19 protein-coding genes and 1 pseudogene are annotated in these 19,319 nt (G+C 75.3%); 6 read left to right on the plus strand and 14 right to left on the minus strand.

The window, feature by feature from the left end; genetic code table 11:
- Positions 1 to 180 precede the first annotated feature (180 nt).
- The gene (locus tag ABTY40_RS15440) at positions 181 to 1,767 is read left to right on the plus strand and encodes a helix-turn-helix domain-containing protein (RefSeq protein ID WP_352059942.1); all 1,587 of its coding nucleotides are present in this window, start codon (positions 181 to 183) and stop codon (positions 1,765 to 1,767) included.
- 21 nt (positions 1,768 to 1,788) lie between these two features.
- Here ABTY40_RS15440 and ABTY40_RS15445 read toward each other — a convergent pair whose 3' ends face one another.
- The 4 genes from ABTY40_RS15445 to ABTY40_RS15460 form a co-directional block, all read right to left on the minus strand.
- On the minus strand, positions 1,789 to 2,976 hold the full coding sequence (locus tag ABTY40_RS15445; RefSeq protein WP_352059943.1) for a globin domain-containing protein: 1,188 nt from the start codon (positions 2,974 to 2,976) through the stop codon (positions 1,789 to 1,791).
- A 103-nt stretch (positions 2,977 to 3,079) separates the two neighbouring features.
- Entirely contained in the window at positions 3,080 to 3,523 is a 444-nt protein-coding gene (locus ABTY40_RS15450; protein ID WP_352059944.1) for an RrF2 family transcriptional regulator, read from the minus strand.
- Positions 3,524 to 3,572: 49 nt separating this feature from the next.
- Positions 3,573 to 4,022, minus strand: coding sequence for a peroxiredoxin (locus ABTY40_RS15455; protein WP_352059945.1), 450 nt, complete (start codon positions 4,020 to 4,022; stop codon positions 3,573 to 3,575).
- Positions 4,023 to 4,083: 61 nt separating this feature from the next.
- A complete protein-coding gene (locus ABTY40_RS15460; protein ID WP_345277828.1) occupies positions 4,084 to 4,674 on the minus strand; it encodes a PadR family transcriptional regulator in 591 nt (196 codons plus the stop codon).
- Positions 4,675 to 4,864: 190 nt separating this feature from the next.
- Here ABTY40_RS15460 and ABTY40_RS15465 point away from each other — a divergent pair, with 190 nt between their 5' ends.
- Both ABTY40_RS15465 and ABTY40_RS15470 read left to right on the plus strand, forming a co-directional pair.
- Positions 4,865 to 5,350, plus strand: coding sequence for an SRPBCC family protein (locus tag ABTY40_RS15465; protein ID WP_352059946.1), 486 nt, complete (start codon positions 4,865 to 4,867; stop codon positions 5,348 to 5,350).
- Positions 5,351 to 5,387: 37 nt separating this feature from the next.
- On the plus strand, positions 5,388 to 5,702 hold the full coding sequence (locus tag ABTY40_RS15470; RefSeq protein ID WP_345277832.1) for a CU044_2847 family protein: 315 nt from the start codon (positions 5,388 to 5,390) through the stop codon (positions 5,700 to 5,702).
- A gap of 12 nt (positions 5,703 to 5,714) precedes the next feature.
- Here the strand turns inward: ABTY40_RS15470 and ABTY40_RS15475 are convergent, their stop codons facing one another.
- The 5 genes from ABTY40_RS15475 to ABTY40_RS15495 all read right to left on the minus strand — a co-directional run bounded on the left by ABTY40_RS15475 (position 5,715) and on the right by ABTY40_RS15495 (position 11,184).
- Entirely contained in the window at positions 5,715 to 7,334 is a 1,620-nt protein-coding gene (locus tag ABTY40_RS15475) for an extracellular catalytic domain type 2 short-chain-length polyhydroxyalkanoate depolymerase (protein WP_352059947.1), read from the minus strand.
- 146 nt (positions 7,335 to 7,480) lie between these two features.
- Positions 7,481 to 7,801: a cupin domain-containing protein gene (locus ABTY40_RS15480; protein ID WP_309058172.1), complete on the minus strand. Its 321-nt coding sequence runs from the start codon at positions 7,799 to 7,801 to the stop codon at positions 7,481 to 7,483.
- A 392-nt stretch (positions 7,802 to 8,193) separates the two neighbouring features.
- Entirely contained in the window at positions 8,194 to 9,867 is a 1,674-nt protein-coding gene (locus ABTY40_RS15485; protein ID WP_352059948.1) for an acyl-CoA dehydrogenase family protein, read from the minus strand.
- Positions 9,851 to 10,468, minus strand: a complete 618-nt coding sequence (locus ABTY40_RS15490; protein WP_352059949.1) for a TetR/AcrR family transcriptional regulator — start codon at positions 10,466 to 10,468, stop codon at positions 9,851 to 9,853. Before ABTY40_RS15490 ends, ABTY40_RS15485 begins: the two co-directional genes overlap by 17 nt.
- A 131-nt stretch (positions 10,469 to 10,599) precedes the next feature.
- Complete coding sequence (locus ABTY40_RS15495) at positions 10,600 to 11,184, minus strand: TMEM165/GDT1 family protein (RefSeq protein ID WP_352059950.1); 585 nt, start codon at positions 11,182 to 11,184, stop codon at positions 10,600 to 10,602.
- Between the two features lie 418 nt (positions 11,185 to 11,602).
- Between ABTY40_RS15495 and ABTY40_RS15500 the strand changes: the two genes are divergently transcribed.
- The gene (locus ABTY40_RS15500) at positions 11,603 to 12,715 is read left to right on the plus strand and encodes a PP2C family protein-serine/threonine phosphatase (protein WP_352059951.1); all 1,113 of its coding nucleotides are present in this window, start codon (positions 11,603 to 11,605) and stop codon (positions 12,713 to 12,715) included.
- Between the two features lie 81 nt (positions 12,716 to 12,796).
- Here the strand turns inward: ABTY40_RS15500 and ABTY40_RS15505 are convergent, their stop codons facing one another.
- From ABTY40_RS15505 to ABTY40_RS15515, 3 genes and pseudogenes are all read right to left on the minus strand, one after another.
- Entirely contained in the window at positions 12,797 to 13,384 is a 588-nt protein-coding gene (locus ABTY40_RS15505; protein WP_352059952.1) for a nucleosidase, read from the minus strand.
- Positions 13,385 to 13,466: 82 nt separating this feature from the next.
- Entirely contained in the window at positions 13,467 to 14,783 is a 1,317-nt protein-coding gene (locus tag ABTY40_RS15510; RefSeq protein WP_352059953.1) for a VWA domain-containing protein, read from the minus strand.
- A gap of 62 nt (positions 14,784 to 14,845) precedes the next feature.
- Positions 14,846 to 15,714, minus strand: a pseudogene (locus tag ABTY40_RS15515) (AAA family ATPase).
- Positions 15,715 to 15,990: 276 nt separating this feature from the next.
- Between ABTY40_RS15515 and ABTY40_RS15520 the strand changes: the two are divergent.
- Both ABTY40_RS15520 and ABTY40_RS15525 read left to right on the plus strand, forming a co-directional pair.
- Positions 15,991 to 16,356 carry a luciferase domain-containing protein gene (locus ABTY40_RS15520; RefSeq protein WP_352059954.1) on the plus strand — a complete coding sequence of 122 codons (366 nt, stop codon included), beginning with the start codon at positions 15,991 to 15,993 and terminating at the stop codon, positions 16,354 to 16,356.
- Between the two features lie 135 nt (positions 16,357 to 16,491).
- A complete protein-coding gene (locus tag ABTY40_RS15525) occupies positions 16,492 to 17,373 on the plus strand; it encodes a YhjD/YihY/BrkB family envelope integrity protein (protein ID WP_352059955.1) in 882 nt (293 codons plus the stop codon).
- 148 nt (positions 17,374 to 17,521) lie between these two features.
- Here ABTY40_RS15525 and ABTY40_RS15530 read toward each other — a convergent pair whose 3' ends face one another.
- Positions 17,522 to 18,355 (minus strand): ABC transporter permease subunit, encoded by an 834-nt coding sequence (locus tag ABTY40_RS15530; protein ID WP_352059956.1) that lies wholly within the window; start codon positions 18,353 to 18,355, stop codon positions 17,522 to 17,524.
- Entirely contained in the window at positions 18,352 to 19,260 is a 909-nt protein-coding gene (locus ABTY40_RS15535) for an ABC transporter ATP-binding protein (protein ID WP_352059957.1), read from the minus strand. The genes ABTY40_RS15530 and ABTY40_RS15535 overlap by 4 nt, the downstream gene beginning before the upstream one ends.
- Between the last annotated feature and the right edge of the window lie 59 nt (positions 19,261 to 19,319).

A 19,319-nucleotide genomic window follows, 5' to 3' on the forward strand; every position in this document is an offset into this window, starting at 1 on the left:
CCTGCCGCCGCCGCCGCCGGCGCGCCTCGGCCGCCCCCCCGCCCCCCCCGCCCCCCCCCGGCCGCCGACCTCCCCCGATCCGTCCCGCCACCCCTCCCCGCATGCCCCGGCGCGACCCCTCACGGGACGGGGCATTGGGTAGGGTGGCGGCGTGCAGCGGGTTGTGGAGGCAGGGCGGCAGTGACGGACTTCGACGCGGTCGACGCACTTCTCGCGGCAGTCGCCCCCGAGGCGGAACTGCCCGCCCCCGAGGAGCGGGTCCGGCTCAGGGAGAGCGCCCGGCTGTCCAAGGCCCAGGTGGCGCGCGCCCTCGGTGTCAGCCCCACCACCCTCGCCGGCTGGGAGGCGGGCCGCGAACCCTCAGGGGAGACCCGCAGCCGTTACGCCTATCTGCTCGACGGCCTCCGCGCCAAGCTGGACGCGCCCACCGCACCGGCCGTCGCCCCGCCCGCCCAGGACCGGGATCCCGCACCGGCGGGAGAGCCCGCTCCGGCAGGGGCGCTCGCGGCGGACGACGGCGACCGGCTCGCCGAGCCCCGCCCGTGCGTCCTGTGCGGACACCCCGCCCACCACGAGGTCGCCGGCTTCGCCCAGCACCTCGACCCCGCCGACTGCGAGGCCGCGTCGGGCCCCCGCGCCGTCCCCGCCCCGGCCACCGAGCGCCCCGCCGGACCGCGGTCCGGCGCCGCGGCGGCGCGCCCCGCCCGGCCGGCACCGCGCCGTACCCCGGCCGCGTCCGCCGGGGCCGCCACGACCGCGCCCGCCCCCCGGGCGGGGAAGGCGACCGGCCGGACGCCGAGCAGGCGCGCGTTCCAGGAGCCGGCGCCCACCCCGCTCGGCACCCTCCAGGACTCCGTCCGTGCCGCGCTGGAGCGCCACGGCGGCGACACCGAGGCCGCCACCGCCGACCTCGTACGGACCGCCATCCCGGACGCCATGGCCCTGCTCGACCAGTGCCGCACCGGCGCGCGCTACGAGATCGTCGCCCACCCGCCGCTCCCCGGCATCCTCCGCAAGAAGACCTCGCGCGGGGCGGACGAGATCTGGGAGGCGCGGCCCAAGTGGACGCGCCCCGCCCTGCCCCCCGGGCCGCAGGAGATCACGGCCCTCGACATCAACGGCGCCTATCTCAGCGCCCTCAAGACCCATCTGCCGCTCGGCGCGCTGGAACACCACACCGGCGGTACCCACGACCGGCGCCGTGCGGGCGTCCATCTCGTCACCCCGCCCGAGTGGCACCACGAGCACGAGCTGCCCAACCCCCTCGGCTCCCGCGACGAACCGGGACCGCTCTGGGTCACCGAGCCGACCCTCCGGCTGCTCCTGCGGCTCTCCTCGCCCGCGTACGGGTTGTGCGAACCGCCCGTCATCCACGAGTCCTTCACCTCGGGCTCGACCGAGAACCTGCTGGAGAAGTTCCGCACCACGCTGCGCGAGGCCCGGGCCGAGGCCCTGGAGGCCGGGGACGAGATCACCCTCGAATACGTGAAGGCGATGTACTCCAAGTTCGTCGCCACCATGGGCGAGTCGAACTACAACCGGGAGCTGTACCGGCCGGACTGGATGCACATCATCAGGTCTCAGGCCTTCGCCAACCTCTGGACGAAGGCCTACAAGGCCTACGAGTCGGGCCTGACCGTGGTGCGGGCCATGGGTACCGACGAGCTGCACGTCATCGGGGACTGGCGGCGGGTCTTCCCGGAGGGCCGGGGCGTCACCGAGGTCAAGGTCAAGGACGTCTACACCGCCCAGGACGACGAGGGCTGACACCCGCACCGGCTTCTGCCGTCAGCCTTCCGCGCCCAGCCACAGGTCCGGGCCGAAGACCTCGTAGTGCACGTCGGCCGGGTCCGTGCCGAGCGCCAGCAGGTCGCCGCGGACCGCGCGCATGAAGGGCAGCGGTCCGCACAGGTAGGCGGTGAGCCCCTCCGGAAGGTCCAGCGCCCGCACATCGGCGCGGCCCGCGCGGGCCTCCGTCCCGCCCGGCTCCTCGTACCAGAGGTGCAGCGAGCCGTGCGGGAGCGCGTCGACGTGGCGGCGCAGTTCGCCGGCGTGCGCGTGCGCCGCGGGGGAGCGGTCCGCGTGCACGACCACGACCCGCCGGGTCGACCCCGTGGCCGCGAGCCGGCCGAGCATCGCGAGGAAGGGGGTGCTGCCGATGCCGGCGGAGGCGAGCAGCAGGGGGCCGTCGCCCTCCGGAAGGACAAGATCCCCGAACGGAACCGACACCTCCAGAAACTCGCCCGCCCGCGTGTGGGCGAGTAGCCACGAGGAGACCTCCCCCGCCGGGTCGCCGTCGGCCCGCTTCACCGTGATCCGCCAGTGCGGCAGACCGGGCGCCGAGGAGAGGCTGTACTGCCGTGTCTGCCGGGCACCGTCGGGCAGGAGCACCCGCACACCGACGTACTGCCCCGGCCGGAAGGCCCCCGGGGCCGAGCCGTCGGGCCGCTCCAGGAGGAAGGAGACGGTGTCGTGGGTCTCCTCACGGCGCGCGGCGATTCGCAGCGTGCGCCACACCTCGCCCTCGGCGGTTCCCGCCTCCTGGTACAGCCGGCTCTCCACGGCGATGAGCGCGTTGGCCATCAGCCAGTACACCTCGTCCCACGCGCGGGCCACCTCCGGGGTGACGGCGTCGCCGAGGACCTCGGTGATCGCGGCGAAGAGGTGCTCGTGGACGGTCTTGTACTGCTCCGAGGTGACGCCGAGCGAGGCGTGCTTGTGCGCGATGCGGTTCACCAGCGCGTCGGGGCGCGCGTCGGGCCGGTCGAGCAGCGCCACGGCGAAGGCGGCGAGGGAGCCGGCGAGGGCGCGGCGCTGTTCGCCGTTGGCCTGGTTGCCCCGGTTGAAGAGATCCCGCAGCAGTTCGGGGTGGGCGTCGAAGAGGCGCGCGTAGAACCGCTCGGTGATCCGGTCGAGCGCCCCGCCGACGGCGGGCAGTGTGGCGCGGACGACCGGAACGGCCTGCTCGGACAGCATCGGACACTTCCTATTCGGTAAATGATCTACGTGTTTTAAGGCGTGGCACGTGAAGGCGTGGCACGTGAAGGCGTGGCACGCGGAAGGCGCGTTGGGCGGGTTCTCAGAGAAGGGGGCGGCCGGTGAGAGAGAGGAGGAGAGGCCCCGTCGGGGAATCCACGAGGTCCGCCACCGTCAGCGGGTCGAGCGTCCGGTGGAACGCCTCCTGCGCCTCGCGCAACGCCCCCCGCAGCCGGCAGGCCGCGCGCAGCGGGCACGGCGGATCGGCCTCGCAGGCCACGACCTCCTCCTCGCCCTCCAGGGTGCGGGTGAGCCAGCCCACCGACGAGCGCCGGCCGAACTCGGTCAGCAGCAGGCCGCCGCCCCGCCCGCGCCGGGCCTCCACCACCCCCAGATGCTGAAGACGCGTGACCACCTTCGCCATGTGGGCGTGCGGGACGTCCATCGCCTCCGCCACCGCGCGCGTGGTGAGGGACTCCTCGGGCCCGGTGACCGCCAGGCGCATCACGGCACGCAGCGCCAGGTCGGTGAATTTGGTCAGCCTCACGCGGCCGACCGTACCAAATACGCTTTCCGGATACTTATTTGGGGGCGGGTCAGGGGCGGCGCAGCGCGGCGAGCGCCCGGTCGGCGTGTGCGCTCATCCGCAGCTCGCTGCGGACGACCTCCCGCACCCGCCGGTCCTGACCGATCACGAAGGTCACCCGCTTCGTCGGGACGAGCGAGAATCCGCGCTTCACCCCGAACCGGGCGCGGAGGGCGCCGTCCGGATCGGAGAGCAGGGGGAATCCGAGCGAGTGCCGCTCGGCGAACTCCCGCTGCCGGTCCACCTCGTCGGCGCTCACGCCGACCGGTCGCGCCCCCACCGCGCGGAACTCGGCCGCCAGGTCACGGAAGTGACAGGCCTCGGCGGTGCAGCCCGGAGTGAGCGCCGCCGGATAGAAGAAGAGGACGACCGGCCCGCCGGCCAGCAGCCCCGTCAGGGAACGGGGCGTCCCCGTCTCGTCCGGCAGAGTGAAGTCCTCGACGAGATCGCCGATGTTCATGAAGTCCGTCCCCGATCCGTGCCCACCGCGCACCGGTGACTCCGGTGACCGGCCGGAGACGTTACCGCAGAGTACGTTCCGTGGGGACCCCGGCCGGGGCGCCCGCCCGGGCGTCCAGGACGGCGAGCACCCGCTCGCCCCACCGCAGGTTCTCCTCCTCCAGGAGCCGGCCGCGCAGGAGCGTCAGATACGGCCCGACCCGCTCCGCCTCCCGCAGGTACGTCTCCTCGTCCCGGCCGTCCAGCAGCCACTCCCGCAGCCGCTCGTACCGCGCCAGCTTGCCCCGCGCGGTCTCCATCCGTTCCGCCACGAAGCCCCGGACCGCCTCCGTGTCCCCGCTGTCGCACGCCTGGACCTGCACCATCAGCTCGTCACGGACGGCGGTGGGACGCGGTGCCGTCGTCGTGTACGCGTACAGGTCCGCGCGCCCGGCCTCCGTGAGGCTGAACATCCGCTTGTTGGGACGCCGTTCCTGTTCGACCACCCGAGCCGTGATGAGCCCCGCCTCGGAGAGCCGGTCCAGCTCGCGGTAGAGCTGCTGCGGGGTCGACGCCCAGAAGTTGGCGACGGACACGTCGAAGATCTTGGCCAGGTCGTACCCGGATGCCTCGCCCTCCAGGAGAGCGGCGAGAACGGCGTGCTTGAGGGACATTCCGACACGCTAGCAGCCGTTGAATATTTTCCTCCGCACCTATTCAACGGACGCACCACGCCGGGGACCGGGGACGACGGCAGCCCCCCGGGCGGGGGCGCTTCGCTGGCAGCGTCCGACGGGGCCCGCCTACTGTGGAGGAGGGAGGAGAGGGCAGACCGCGCGGGGGCAGACCCGGAGGAACGGCACGATGGACAGCGACGCCTTCGTCTACACCACTTACATCCGGACCACGCCCGACGACCTCTGGAAGGCCCTCACCGACCCCGAGCTCACCCGCCGGTACTGGGGCGTGGCCTTCGAGACGGAGTGGACGCCGGGCGCCGCCATGGTCTGGGACGAGGGCGGCCGGCGGACCTCCGACCCCGAGCAGATGGTCCTCGAGGCCGTGCCCGGCCGCCTTCTCTCGTACACCTGGCACACCATCACGCCCGCCTGGGCCGAAGCGGTCGGCATCGGTGACGAGGTGTACGCGCGGCTCGCGGCGGAACGCCGCTCCAAGGTCACCTTCGCCCTCGAACCCGCGGGAGACATGGTCCGGCTCACCGTCACCCACGACGACCTGGAGCCGGGCGGCACGATCCGCGAACTGATCGGCGAGGGCTGGCCGGCCCTGATCTCCAGCCTGAAGTCGCTCCTGGAGACCGGCGAGGAACTCCCGCCGCCACCGCGCTGAACAGACCCTCCACCGACCCCCGACCCGAGGAGCAGCCGTGCCGGACGTCACCGAGGTCGAGGTCGGCGCGGGCGGCGCCACGCTCCGGGTGGAGGCGCGGCGCCTCGCCCCCGACGAGGGCCTCGAAGGGTTCGGCGGCCGGCTGCCCGACCTCTCCGCCGTCACCGAGGCCCTCTCCGCCTTCGCGCAACAGATCGGACAGGCCCTCGACCGGGCGGCCCCGGACCGGGCCACCGTCGAGTTCGGCTGCCAGCTCTGCCTGGACGCCGGCCGTCTCACCGCGCTCGTCGTCCAGGGCGGTGCCCAGGCCAGCCTCCGCGTCACCCTCGAATGGGACCGGACCGCCCGCTGAGCCCCCGGCTCCTCACCCGGCCGTCCGGTACTCCACCGTCAGCGTCACCGGCGCGTCCCGGTTCACGAAGAGGTACGCCGTCCCGGCCGGGGCCGCCGCGAACCCGAGCCGCATCTGCGTGGTCCCGCCCCGGTTCAGCGCCGCGAGCGCCGCCGCCGACAGCTCCGACGACACCGCGCCGCCCGAGAAGAAGGCCGGCACCTCCGCCCCGCCCGCGACCGTCGCCGCCGCCGACCAGTCCGTGGCCTCGAGAGCGCAGCCGCCGAAGCAGCCCGACCGGACGTCCACCAGCAGCCGGTTCCCCGCCGGTGAGGTCCACGGGTCGCCCGCGCCACCGCTGCGCGCCAGTGTCAGCCAGGCCCGGGTGACCTCCGCACCCGCCGGGATCCGGGAGGTGTCGAAGGACACCACCGACCGGTTCACGCGGCCGTCCGCACCCCGCCCGACCGCGAGCCCGTACGTGTCCTCCAGCGTGCCGACCGCCGCGCCCGACCCGTCGGCCGCCGCCTTCACGTACCCGTCCTCGGCGTCCGCGCTGGACAGTACGGCCCGTCCCGGCGCGGGCGGCGGCGTGCCCTCGCCGCGCAGCGCCCGCACCATCGCCATCACCGCCTCGATCTGCTTCCCGCCGTGCCGCGCGTACGCCCGGTCACCGAGGTAACCCCACCAGTTCCAGCACCCGTTGGGGTTCTCCAGGGTCGCGGTCGGCGCCGCCTGCGGGTAGAGCACGATCAGGTCGTTGGTGTCGGCGTACTCGTTGAGGTGGGCGCCCTCCACGAACCGCGTCCCGAACCCCTGGTACGCGTACCCCTGCTTGCAGCCGTGCAGCGCGACCAGCAGCCGGCAGCGGGCCCCGGCCGCGCAGGACGCCGGCACGTACGCGAACCCGTCCGCGCCCATGGACAGGGCCGCCGCCGAACCCCCGGGGGCGTACGCGTTCTGGTCGAACCGGATCAGCGAACCGCCCGTCCCCGACCCCGGCGCGGCCACCGGACCGAGCAGATGCCCGAGCAGCGCGCCCGGCGCGTCGATCCCGCAGTCGTTGAGGTACGGACTGGCCGTCACCGCGCACGCGTTGGGGCCGAGCGGCGTGACCCACGCGTGCCCGGCCGCCGAGGACCGGTCCTGGCGCACGCGGGCACCGAACCGCCCGAAGTGGTCGACCAGGGCGTTCACCACCGGCGGCTTCACCGTCGTGTCGTTCGCACCGCCGAACACGTACACCGGGTCTCCGGCCAGCTGCTCCACCGGATCGATCAGCCCCTGCGCCGAGCGTTCCCGCGTCAGCCGCTCCAGCGCGGCGGGGTCCAGCGGCTGCGTGGTGTCCATGCAGGCGTTGAGCGCCGTGGCCAGCGAGCCGCGCGCGCAGTCGTACGGCCCCGAGGCGAAGGAGGCCGAGCCCTCGAACGTACCGGAGTACGCCACGTGCAACTGGGTGGCCATGTAGCCGCCGGACGACACGCCCGCGCTGAACACGGCGCCGACGTCGTACGCCCGCAGGGTGCCGGGCACCGGCGGGGGAGCGGCGGCCCCCGCGGTCCCGGCGGACGGCGCGAGGACGGCCGCCACGCACAGCAGCAGCGCCGCGAGACGGCTCCGCCCGCGCGGGCGGGGCAAGGGGAAGGAACGCATACGGACTCCCGGTGGCTCGTTCCTGACGAAGGATCGGCCGGGAGGCTACGACCGGCGCCCGCCCCGCTCCATGGCCCCGGACGCCACAACCCGCCCCGCGCGGTGTGGCGGTCCGTCACCTGGCGTCCCGCGCCACCGGGGACCGGTCAGTCGTTGACGGCCGTCAGGAGGACCACCGCGTCCTCCAGCGCGGTCAGCCCGTGCCGCTCCTTGGGGATCATCCGCAGCTCGCCGGCCGACATGTCCGCCGACCTCTCCGCCGCCGTCAGCCGCACCCGGCCCCGCAGCACCTGGAGGCTCGCGGCGGGCGGCGCGTTGTGCTCGTCCAGGGCGGTGCCCGAGGTCAGGGCGATCACCGTCTGCCGGAGCACGCCGTCGTGCACCACCAGGTGGGCGCTGCGGCCGTGCTCCGCGGTGCGGGCCGCGGCCAGGTGCTCGTCGGCGAGGGCGCTGAGGTCCAGGTTCATGTCTCTCCCTACGGCATCCGCCGCTCCGAGGTGACCGGGCGGCTACCCCCAGCCTCTCGTGCGGCGCGCACGGCGCAACTCGGCGCGTGCCGACGGGCGGGGCCCGTCCCCGCCCACCCCCACGGACGCCACCACGGCCCCGCCCGCGCCGGCCACCCCCGTGGACCCGGTCCCCCGCCCCGCCCGCGCCCTGGGCCGCCTCCTCCGTACCGCCGGCCGCCCCGCCGGCCCCCGGCCTCGCCCCCCGGACCGCGCCCGGCCGCCTCCGGTGCCGGACGGCCACGCCCACCGAGCCCCGGCATCCGCGCCCGGGGGAGCGGGCGGTACGGGCGCCGACGCGCGGGCGGGCGCGGCCGGAGCCGTACCCGCCCGCCGGGGCGGCGATCACCCGGTCAGGCGGCGGTACCGGCCCCCGGGCCGGTCTCCGCGTCCGGCAGGCTCCGCGCGAGGATCGCCGCCGTGTCCACCCCGCCCGGCAGGGTGCCGAAGGCCAGCCCCCGGTCACCGTCGAGCCGCGAGGCGCAGAACGCGTCCGCCACCGCCGGATGCCCGTGCCGCACCAGCAGCGAGCCCTGGAACACCAGCGCCATCCGCTCCACGAGCCGCCGCGCGCCGAACTCCACCGAGGCCGGGTCACCGAGCCCCGCCAGGTCCTTGCGGAGCCCCGCCACGGCCGCGTCCAGGCGCCGGTCCGCGCCCGCGGCCCGCTCCGTCTCCGCGAAGAACGCCTCGACGGCCTGCGGCTGCCGGCCCATCGCCCGCAGCACGTCGAGCGCGGCCACGTTCCCCGACCCCTCCCAGATGGACGGCAGCGGCGACTCCCGGTACAGCCGCGGCAGCCCCGAGTCCTCGACGTAGCCGTTGCCGCCCAGACACTCCAGCGCCTCCGCCGCGTGCGCGGGAGCCCGCTTGCACACCCAGTACTTGGTGACCGCGAGGCCGAGCCGCCGCAGCTGCTCCTCCTCCGCGTCGCCGCGTGCCGCCCGGTCCACCGCCCCGGCCAGCCGCAGCGCGGCGACCGTGGCCGCCTCGGCCTCCACGGCCAGGTCCGCGAGGACGTTCCGCATCAGCGGCCGGTCGGCGAGGCGGGCCCCGAAGGCACGGCGGTGCGTGGCGTGGTGCGCCGCCTGCACCAGGCCGTACCGCATCCCGGAGGCGGAGCTGACGGCGCAGTCGAGGCGCGTCATGTTCACCATGCGGATGATGGTGGCGACCCCGCGCCCCTCCTCCCCGACGAGCCGGCCGAGGGCGCCCTCGTACTCGATCTCGGAGGAGGCGTTCGACCGGTTCCCCAGCTTGTCCTTGAGCCGCTGGAGGCGGATCGCGTTGCGGCCGCCGTCCGGCAGGACGCGCGGCACCAGGAAGCAGGAGAGCCCGCCGGGCGCCTGCGCGAGGGTCAGGAAGACGTCCGACATGGGGGCGGAGGTGAACCACTTGTGCCCGGTCAGCGCGTACAGGCCGGGCTCGCCCGTGGGGACGGCCCGCGTGGTGTTCGCCCGGACGTCCGAACCGCCCTGCTTCTCGGTCATCGACATCCCGGCGATGATCCCGCGCTTCTCCGTCGGCACCCGCAGACCGAACTCGTACACGGGGGAGGAGAGCAGCGGCTCGTACACCTCGGCCAGCTCGGGCTGGACGCGCAGCGCCGGGACGGCGGCGTACGTCATCGAGACCGGGCACAGGTGCCCGGCGTCCGCCTGCCCCCACACGAACACCTTCGCGGCACGCGCCACGTGCGCGCCCGGCCGGTCGTCGCGCCAGGGGGCGCCGTGCAGCCCGTGGCGTACGGCGACGCCCATCAGCTCGTGCCAGTACGGGTGGAACTCGACCTCGTCGATCCGGTGGCCGTACCGGTCGTGGGTGTGCAGGACGGGGGAGTGGCGCTCCGCGAGCCGCCCCCACTCCTGGGCCTCGGCCCCGCCCGCCCGCACCCCCAGCTCGCGCACCTCGGGCTCGGCCCAGCCGGCGCCCTCCCGGCGCAGCGCCTCCAGGAGCGCGGGGTCGGCGGAGACGTCGTAACCGGTCAGGGGCGGTACCTGGTTGGTGACCTCATGCGTGGTCGGCATCGGGAACTCCCAGTGCTCGCAGGGTGAAGGTGACGAGTGCGGGTACGGTGCCCGGCCCGACGGACCCCTCCGCCAGCGGGCCGACGAGCGCCTCTGCGCCGGCGCCCACGAGCGCCGAGGCCGTGAGGACCGGGTCCTGCGGGGGCAGCTCGCCCCTGCGCACGCCGTCGCGCACGTGGGCGGCGAACACGTCGCGGAAGGCGCGCCGGAAGACCAGCCGCTCGGCGTCCACGGCCGGGTCGACCGGCTCCGCGAGCAGGGCGTAGGCGAGGCGGGGCGACTTGAGGGCGCGCTGCGCGAAGGTCTCGATCACGGCCACCACCCGTTCGGCGGCCGAGGCGTGCCCCGGGTGCGCGGCCGCCGTGGAGACCGCGGTGACCTCCCGGCGTACGACGGTCCTGAAGAGTTCGACGGCGAGTGCGGACTTGCCGTCGAAGTGGCGGTACACGCTGCCGGTGGCGATCCCCGCCCGGGCGGCGACGGCCGCCATGGTGCAGCCGGCGTAGCCGTGCTCCGCCAGCAGCCCGAGCGCCGCGTCGACCACGGCGGCGCGCTGGGCGTCCAGCCGGGCCTGGACGGCGGGGGTGCGTCGGTAGGGCATGGAAGGAGTGAAGCAGTGATTCATTCCTTCCTCAAGGGCATGCGCGAAGGACGCCTCCCCGGGGTGGGGAGGCGTCCTTCGTCCGCCGCGCGGGCCGCCGCCGCGCCGGACCGGCCGGCCGGGGGATCCGGTCAGCCGGTGAAGACCTCCGTCAGCGACCAGACGGCCAGGCCGGCCATGCAGACGCCGCCGATCCGCTGCACGGTCTTGAGCGGGACGCGCTTGGCGATGAAACGCCCGGCGACCAGGGCCAGGGCGGAGACGCTCGTGAGGGCGGCGAAGGAGCCGATCGCCGTGGACCAGGTGCCGTTGGTCGCCGCCAGGTTCGCCGTGGTGATCTGCGTCAGGTCGCCCCACTCGCTGATGAACACGGCCGTGAAGGCGGTCGAGAAGACCGGCCAGAAACCGGTGACCGTCCGGCCGCCGGCGTCGTCCTCCTCGTCGTCGTCCCCGCCGCGCAGCAGGACGTACGCGCCGAAGCCGAACAGCAGCGCCGAGACGAGCTTGACGGTCCAGCCGGGCAGCAGCCCCAGCAGGCTGCCGGCGCCGACGGCGATGGCGACGTGCGCCAGGAAGGCGGTCGACGTGCCGAACCAGACGTACAGGGGACGCATCCGCGTGCCCATGGCGAGGGACGCGAACATCGTCTTGTCGGGAAGCTCGGCGAGGAAGATCAGCCCGAAGGCGGTGAGGATCGCCAAGGGGTCGAGGTGCATACCGGGGCTCTCTGCTCGGTCCGGGCCCGTGGACCGGCACGGCGCCTCGGTGGGCGACGGGAGGACCACTCGGCCCGGCATGACGGACCACGCCCGCACGGACGCGGACGCGGCTGTTGCCTGGCCGAAGGTCTCGCCCGTCCGCCGCACTCGTCGTACGCGGACCCGGTCACCGGGAACCCGGGGGCTCCAGTGTGTCGACGACCGGTTCGCAGGGCTACTCCCCTTCGCTGCCCCCGAGTGTAACCGACCTGGTCACCGCCGCCCCTGCCCGATGGGCCGGGCCCGCCCCGCGCCACCCCCGGCCGAGGCCCCGCGCCACGCCCCGTCGGGACCCCGCGCCGCTCGCCCCGCAGGGGACACGCCCGGCGTCGGCGCACGCCCCGGGACGCCCGGCGACCTTGCGTACGATCACCGAATGTCCACAGCCCGTCACCGGCGCCCGCACGGCGCGGCGACGCGCACCCAGTTCAACCTCGGTCGCGCTCTGCCCCTCCTGGTGCTGGTCCTCACCGTCCTCGTCGACCTGCTGACCCCCGACCGGGAGCGCTTCGACCGCTTCCTCGTCGCCGCGCCCGCGCTCGCCGCCGTCACCTGGAGCATGCCGTGGACGATCGGCTTCGGCCTGGCGTCGATGGCCCTGCGCGCCCTGCTCGGTGTCCAGCGCGGCGAGGGCCTCGCCTCCGAGCTGCTCGCCTCCGAGGCGGTGCTGGCGGGGGTGACCGCCGCCGCGGCCTGGGTCAGCAGGGTCCGCACCCGGTACGAGCGGGACCTGGCGGAGGTCACGGCCGTCGCCGAGGTCGTCCAGCGCGTCGTCCTGCGTCCGCTGCCGCCCCGGCTCGGGCCCGTGGAGCTGCACCTGCTGTACGTGGCGGCCGCCGCCAAGGCCCGGATCGGCGGCGACTTCTACGAGGCCGTCCGGGTGCCCGGCGGGGTGCGCCTCATGCTCGGGGACGTCCAGGGCAAGGGCCTCGGGGCGGTCGAGACCGCCTCCGTCCTCCTCGGCGCCTTCCGCGCGGCGGCCGACGAGGCCCCCGGTCTCCCCGAGCTCGCCGACCGGCTCGACGAGGGACTCGCCCGCTACGGAGCGCTCGACCCGGCCTCCGAGGCCACCGAACGCTTCGCCACGGTCCTCCTCCTGGAACTCCCCGAGGGCCACGACGTCGTCCGGCTCCTCAGCCGCGGCCACCCGCCGCCGCTGCTCCAGCACGGGTCGGCCGTCACCCCCGTCGCCTTCGCCGAGCCGTCCCTGCCGGTCAACCTGGCCGGCCTGGCCGACACCGTCCACCGGGTGGAGGAGGTGCCCTTCGGTCCCGGCGACCGGCTGCTCCTCTACACCGACGGCGTCAGCGAGTGCCGCGACCGGGCCGGCGCGTTCTACCCGCTGGAGGTCCGGCTGCGCGCCTGGGCGGACAGACCGGCCGGGGAGGTGCTCACGCTCCTCCACCGGGACCTCGTCGCCCACTGCTCCGACCACATCGACGACGACGTGGCCGCGCTGCTCGTGGTCCGCCCGCCCGCGTCCGGCTGACCGGCGACGGCACGGACGGACAGCTACGGGCGGACAGGCACGCGCGGTCACGGCCCCGCGCGGTGACCGGCCCGTCCGGCGTCAGGAGCGGTACGGGATGTTCGCCCCGGCCCAGTCCGCGAGGGCCCGCGCGCACCCGGCCACCGACTCGCGCCAGGTGCGCCCGGCGCCCTCGCCCGCGTCGTCGCTGACGTGCTTGACGATCCGCAGCGGCACGCCCGCGCGTTCCGCCGCCACGGCGAGGGCGTACCCCTCCATGTCGACCAGCGGCGCCAGCTCCGCCAGCCGCGCCCGGGCCGCCTCGTCCGAGACGAACAGGTCCCCGGTGGCGAGCACGACGTCGCCCCCGTCCGGGAGCGCCATCGGAGGGCCGTACGTGCCGCCGTCGGTCAGCGCGGCGAGCGTCGCGCCGTCCAGGTCGTGCTGGACCACGGTGCCCACCACGTGGGTGCCGGTCCAGCCCGGCCGCAGCGCGCCGGCCGTCCCCAGGTTCACGACCCCCGACGGCCGCGGACCCCGGGCGAGGACGGTCGCCAGCGCGGTCGCCGCGTTCACCTTGCCCATGCCGGTCAGCAGCACCGGAAGGTCGGTGTCCAGGTGCTGGGCCTCCTCCTTGACGGCGAGGACGAGCAGGGGACGGTCGGCCGCTATCTCTCCGATGAGTTCCATGGGGGTCACCGTAGTTCTCCCGCCCGCGCGGCCCGCAATCGGGACCGGTGCGGGCACCCCGGCCGGGGGCCGCGCCCGGCGCTCAGACCGGCGTCAGGCGGGCGATCAGCGCGGCCAGCCGGCGCGCGTTCGGGCACGCGTGCATCTCGACGACCTCGGCGTACGCGGGGGCGGCCGAGTCCCCCGTGCCCCAGAGGGCCGGCCGCTCCGGATTGAGCCAGTACACCCGGCGGGCGCGGGCCGCGATCAGCCGCAGCGCCGCCACGTCGGGATCGGCGCCGTTGGTACGGGCGTCACCGAGGACGAAGACCACCGAACGCGGCCCGACGGCCCGCGCGTACCGCCTGGCGAACTCGCCGAGCGCCGCCCCGTAGTCGCTCTGCCCGTGCCACCCCGTCACCTCCGCCTCCGCCAGGATCCGCTCCCCGAGGCCGGCGGGATCGGCCGCGCCACGCGCGATCAGCCCGGTCACCTCGTCCACCCGGTTGACGAAGGCGAAGACCCGCACCCGGGCGAACTGCTCGTGCAGGGCGTGCACGAGCAGCATCGTGAACTGAGCGAAACCGGCCACCGACCCCGACACGTCGCACAGCAGCACCAGCTCCGGTCGCCCGGGCGCGCGCCGCCGCGGAACGGGGCGCACCGGCACGCCCCCGGTCGACAGCGACCGCCGCAGCGTCCTGCGCAGATCGATCTCGCCGCGCGCGGCCCGCCGCCGCCGGGCCGCGAGACGGGTGGCCAGCTTCCGGGCCAGCGGACCCACCGCACGCCGCAACTCGTCCAGCTGTGCCCGGCCGGCCAGCAGGAAGTCCACCGAGTCCGCCGTCCCCGCGACCGCGCGGCGCGCGACCCGGTCCCGGCCCTGCCGCTCGGCCACCCGCCGCCGCGCCTCGGTCCGCACCCGCTCCCGGAAGTCCTCGATCCGGCGCCGGATCCGGTCGTCCAGGAGGCGGTCGGTGAACTCCGGCCCGTCCGCCGCGTCCCGCAGCCGGTCCCGCACCCGGACGAGGAGGGTCTCGGGGCGCAGCCGGGCGAGCGTACGGTACGAGGACCAGCCGTCCGACTCCGGGCCGGAGCCGTACCCGCCGAAAGCACCCACCGCCTCGGCCGCGAGCCCGTGGAGAGCGGCACCGTCCCCGGAGGCGAGGGCCGCGACCAGCCGCTCCCGCAGCCCCGCGAGGCCGGCGGGCCCCTCCCGGGGGCCCGGCGCCGCCACTCCGTCGCCGAGCGGGAAGTACAGGTCGAAGACCGGCCGCTGCCGCTCCCCGTGGAGAAGCGTCGCCGCGAGCGCCTCGCGCATCCGCTCCCGGTGGGCGAAGCCGACCGCCTCCAAGGCGAGGCCGGCGTCCACCGTCTCGCCGGTGCCGACCCCGAAGCCGTGCGCGCGCAGCGCCCCCACCCGACCGGTGAGCCGCGCCGCCGCTTCCGAAGGCTCCGGCCCGTCCGCACGTCCCGTGCCCCTCACACCACGTCCAGGGCGAGCTCGGCGGCGGCCTTGACGATGTCCTCCTGGTGCTTGAGCAGGACGCCCAGGGTGTCCCGCACGAGCCGCTCGTCCAGCCGGCCCGCCCCGAGCGCCAGCAGCGTGCGCGCCCAGTCGACGGTCTCCGCCACCGACGGGGCCTTCCGCAGGTTCATGGCCCGCAGCGCTCCGGCGACCCGGACCACGGAGTCGGCGAGGGCCGTGTCGAGACCCGGCACCTTCAGGGCGAGGACGCGGCGCTCCAGCTCCTCCTCGGGGAAGCCGATGTGCAGGAACAGGCAGCGGCGGCGCAGCGCCTCCGACAGCTCGCGGCTCGCGTTCGAGGTCAGGACGGCGAAGGGGCGGTGGGTGGCCTTGATCGTACCCAGTTCGGGCACGGTGATCTGGAAGTCGCCGAGCACCTCCAGGAGCAGGCCCTCCACCTCGACGTCGGCCTTGTCCACCTCGTCGATCAGGAGCACGGCCGGTTCCTCGGAGCGGTCGCCGTGAGCAGCGGCCGGGCGAGCAGGAACTCCTCGCCGAAGATGTCCGACCGCGTCTCGTCCCACGACTCGCCACGGCCCGCCGTGATCCTCAGCAGCTGCTTGGCGTGGTTCCACTCGTACAGGGCCCGGGACTCGTCCACGCCCTCGTAGCACTGGAGCCGTACGAGCCGGGCACCCGTCACCCGCGCGACCGCCTTCGCCAGTTCGGTCTTGCCCACCCCTGCGGGGCCCTCGACGAGCAGGGGCTTGCCCAGCCGGTCGGCGAGGAAGACGGCGGTGGCGACGGCCGGTGACGCCACATAGCCGGTGGCGGCGAGCCGTTCGGCGGCATCGTCGACGGAATGGAAGAATCCGGTCGTCATGGCGGTCCCCCGGGGAGCGAAGATTACTGGTCGGTAGCCTCAGGGAGCACTCGACCAGATCCCGCGCCGCCGCACAACCGTTCCGCGAACCCGTTCCGCGGCGCGCGAGCCGGGCGCGGTCACCCTCCCGCGCCGGTGACCGACGGCCACCCCGGCACCACCCACCGTCGTGACGGAACGTCACTTCGCCCCCGCTGACCACCGGATTCCCGCCCCGGCCGGATTCTTTCGCCCGGACGCTTGTGCCGGACCCCGGGGCCCGGCACGCTCCTCGGTATGAACACGGCCCGGCACGCCAGTGAACGCTTGATGAGCTGGCCCTCGCTGAGTCCGAGCCCCGCCCAGTGCGGCGCCGAGCTCGGACTGCGCACCCCGACGCACGACATCGTGCACTTCCACGGCGAGCACGAGGCCGACGTCCATCTCACCCGCGCCATGATCGCCAAGCTGCGCCCGGCCCTCCTCGGATCGAGCGCGCTGCGCCTGCGGGCCGGCTCCGGCTGGGTGACGGTCCGCCTGGACACGGGCTCCGACATCGACCTGCTCGCCACGCTGGTGAGCGCCGCCCTCCAGGCCCACGGCGTCCCGGACGCCGCCCCGGACGGCTGCACCCGCACCCTCCCGGTCCCCGGCCTCCGCTGACTCTTCCGGCCGTCCGGGCGAGGCCCCGTGAGCCTGCGGCGGCCCGGCCGGCCGGTGCGCCCGGAGGAGCACCGTGCCACCCGTTCGGCCGCATCCCGGAGCGGTCCCGGCGCCCCGCCGGGTACCCCACCGGACATGCCCCCCACCCCCGGCGCACCGCACGACGACACCCCCACCGGGTCCGGCCACGGGAGCCACCGGTTCCGGCGGCTCCACGAGCGCGTCCTCGACTCGCCCGCGGCCCTCGTCTGGAACCGGGGCCGGGCCATGGAACTCATGCACCGCGCCATGGGATTCGCGGCGCTCTGCCTGCTCACGCTCGTCCCCCTGCTCATCGTGGTCGCCGCCGCCGACCTGGCCAGCGGGCAGGGCTTCGCCCGCTGGCTCGTCCAGGGACTGGGCGTCTCCCAGGTGTCCCAGGAGGAGGTGGAAGGCCTCTTCGGCCGTCCGGGACAGGCCCTCCAGCGCACCACCGCCTTCGGTCTCGCCGCGCTCGCCGCCTTCGGCGTGACCTTCGGCTCCGCCGTCCAGACCGGGTACGAGCGGGTCTGGGACCTCCCCACCGCCCGCTGGCACACCATGTGGCGCCACGTCGTCTGGCTCGCCGTCCTCATCGCAGCGCTGCTCCTCTTCGTCGCCTTCCCCGCCCCCGCGAACGCCCCCGCCGCCGTCACCGCCCTCGTCGCCCTCGGCGACCTCACCGGCACCTTCGCGTTCTTCTGGTGGTCGCAGCGCTTCCTCCTGTGCGGCCGCATCCGCTGGCGGGCCCTGGCCCCCGGCGCCGCCCTCACCGCCTGCGGCCTGCTCGGCCTGCGCGTCTTCTCCCAGCTGGTGTTCTCCCCGCTCATCGCCTCCAACGCCGTGACGTACGGCCAGTTCGGCACCGTGCTCGTCCTCCAGTCCTGGCTCGTCGGCGTCGGCTTCGTCGTCTACGGGGGCGCCCTCGCCGGCCGCCTCGTCCACGAGCACCGCGTCCGCCGCGGCCTCGGCCGCACCGGGCCACCGCCCGAGGACTGACACCGGCCGCCCGCGCCGGTGCCAGAGCGCCCCGGCCCGGACGCGCCCGAGCCCCAACGGTTCACCGGCCCGGACGCTCCGAGAACGGTGAACCGTCCCCGGACACGCCCCCGTCCGAGAACGGTTCACCGCCCCGCCCGCGCCCCGCTCACTGGTCCCGGCGCCGCACCACCAGCGCCGTCACGACCGCCGCGGCGACCGGCCACATCCCGTACACGAGCCACGCCCCGCCCGTCGTCCACGGGTACGGCACCGCCTCCGCGGGTCCCGCCGCGACCAGCCGCTCCCAGGCCCTCAGCGGCGTCGCGTGCGCGAGGACCGCCGTGAGATGCCGCCGCTCACTCAGCGCCATGGGCAGGAACAGCAGCACCACCACCGCCGCGACCACCGACAGCGCCGCCCGCCGCACCACGGCCGCGAGCGCCATCCCGGCCACCGCGCAGACCGGTGCCAGCAGGGCCGACGCCAGGACGATGCGCAGCGCCCCGGGATGCGAGAGCGGCACCCCCGCGCCGCGGGCCGCCAGCACCGCCTGCGTCAGCCAGAACGACAGCCCCGCGACCGCCGCCCCGAACAGGGTCTGCACCGCCGCCACGACCAGGACCTTCGCCGACATCACCGCCCCCCGCGCCGGCACCGCGGCGAAGGCCGTGCGGATCGACCCGCTCGCGTACTCACCGGACACCGTCACCGCCCCCATGGCCGCCGCGCACAGCACCAGCACGGTGGCGGCGTTCCCCGTGAACGCGTCGCGCAGCGCCATGCCGTGGGCCACGAAGTCCACCCGGTCGGCCGGGCCGTACGCGTGCCAGTACCGGTAGTGGTCCCAGGCGGTCCCCACGTTGAACGCCACCACGGCCACCATCGCCGCCGGCAGCGACCAGAACGTGGACCGCAGCGACCACAGCTTCAGCCACTCGGCGGCGAACAGGTCCCGGAACCGGGCCCGCGGCTCCCGCGCGGACAGGACGGCCCCGGTCACCGGAGGTCTCCCGCCGGGTACTCGACACTGCCGGCGGTGAGTTCCATGAACGCCTCCTCCAAGGACGCGGTCCGCGTCGTCAGCTCGTGCAGCGGCACCCGGTGACGCAGCGCCAGTTCCCCGACGCGCGCGGCCGGCAGACCCGAGACCGTCAGCCGCCCGGCCTCCTCCACGACGACGGCCCCCGCCGCGAGCAGGGGACCGGCCAGCGCCGCCGGATCGGACGTCCCCACCAGCACCTGCGGCGGGCCCGCCCGCCCGGCGAACGCGGACAGGCTCTCCGCCGCGATCAGCCGGCCCCGCCCGATCACCACCAGCTCGTCCGCCGTGTGCTGCATCTCCGTCATCAGATGGCTGGAGACGAAGACCGTACGGCCCTCGGCGGCCAGCCGCCGGAACAGGCCCCGCACCCACCGCACGCCCTCCGGGTCGAGGCCGTTGAGCGGTTCGTCGAACAGCAGCACCGGCGGATCACCGAGGAGCGCCCCCGCGATCCCGAGCCGCTGCCGCATGCCCAGCGAGAAGCCGCCGATCCGGCGCCGCGCCGCGTCCGCGAGGCCCACCTCCTCCAGGACGGCGTCGACCCGGGCGGGCGGCAGCCTGTTGCCCCGGGCGAGCACGGCCAGATGCCGCCGTGCCGTCAGACCGCCGTGCGCGTCCCCGGCGTCGAGGAGTGCCCCGACGTGCCGCAGCCCCCGCGAGCGCTCCGCGAAGGGCCGCCCGCCGACCGTCACGGAGCCGCTCGTCGGCGCGTGCAGCCCGAGGATCATCCGCAGCGTCGTGCTCTTGCCCGACCCGTTGGGCCCGAGGAAACCGGTGACCCGGCCCGGCCGGACCGTGAAGGTGAGTGCCTGGACGGCGGTTCTGCCGCCGTACCGCTTGGTGAGTTCCCTGACATCGATCATGACCACAACGGTGCCGCCCGCGCCCCGGCGGGACATCGGACCGGCGCCGACAATCCGTC

It is taken from the genome of Streptomyces sp. NPDC126503 (genome assembly GCF_040302405.1).
Taxonomy (GTDB): domain Bacteria; phylum Actinomycetota; class Actinomycetes; order Streptomycetales; family Streptomycetaceae; genus Streptomyces; species Streptomyces gulbargensis.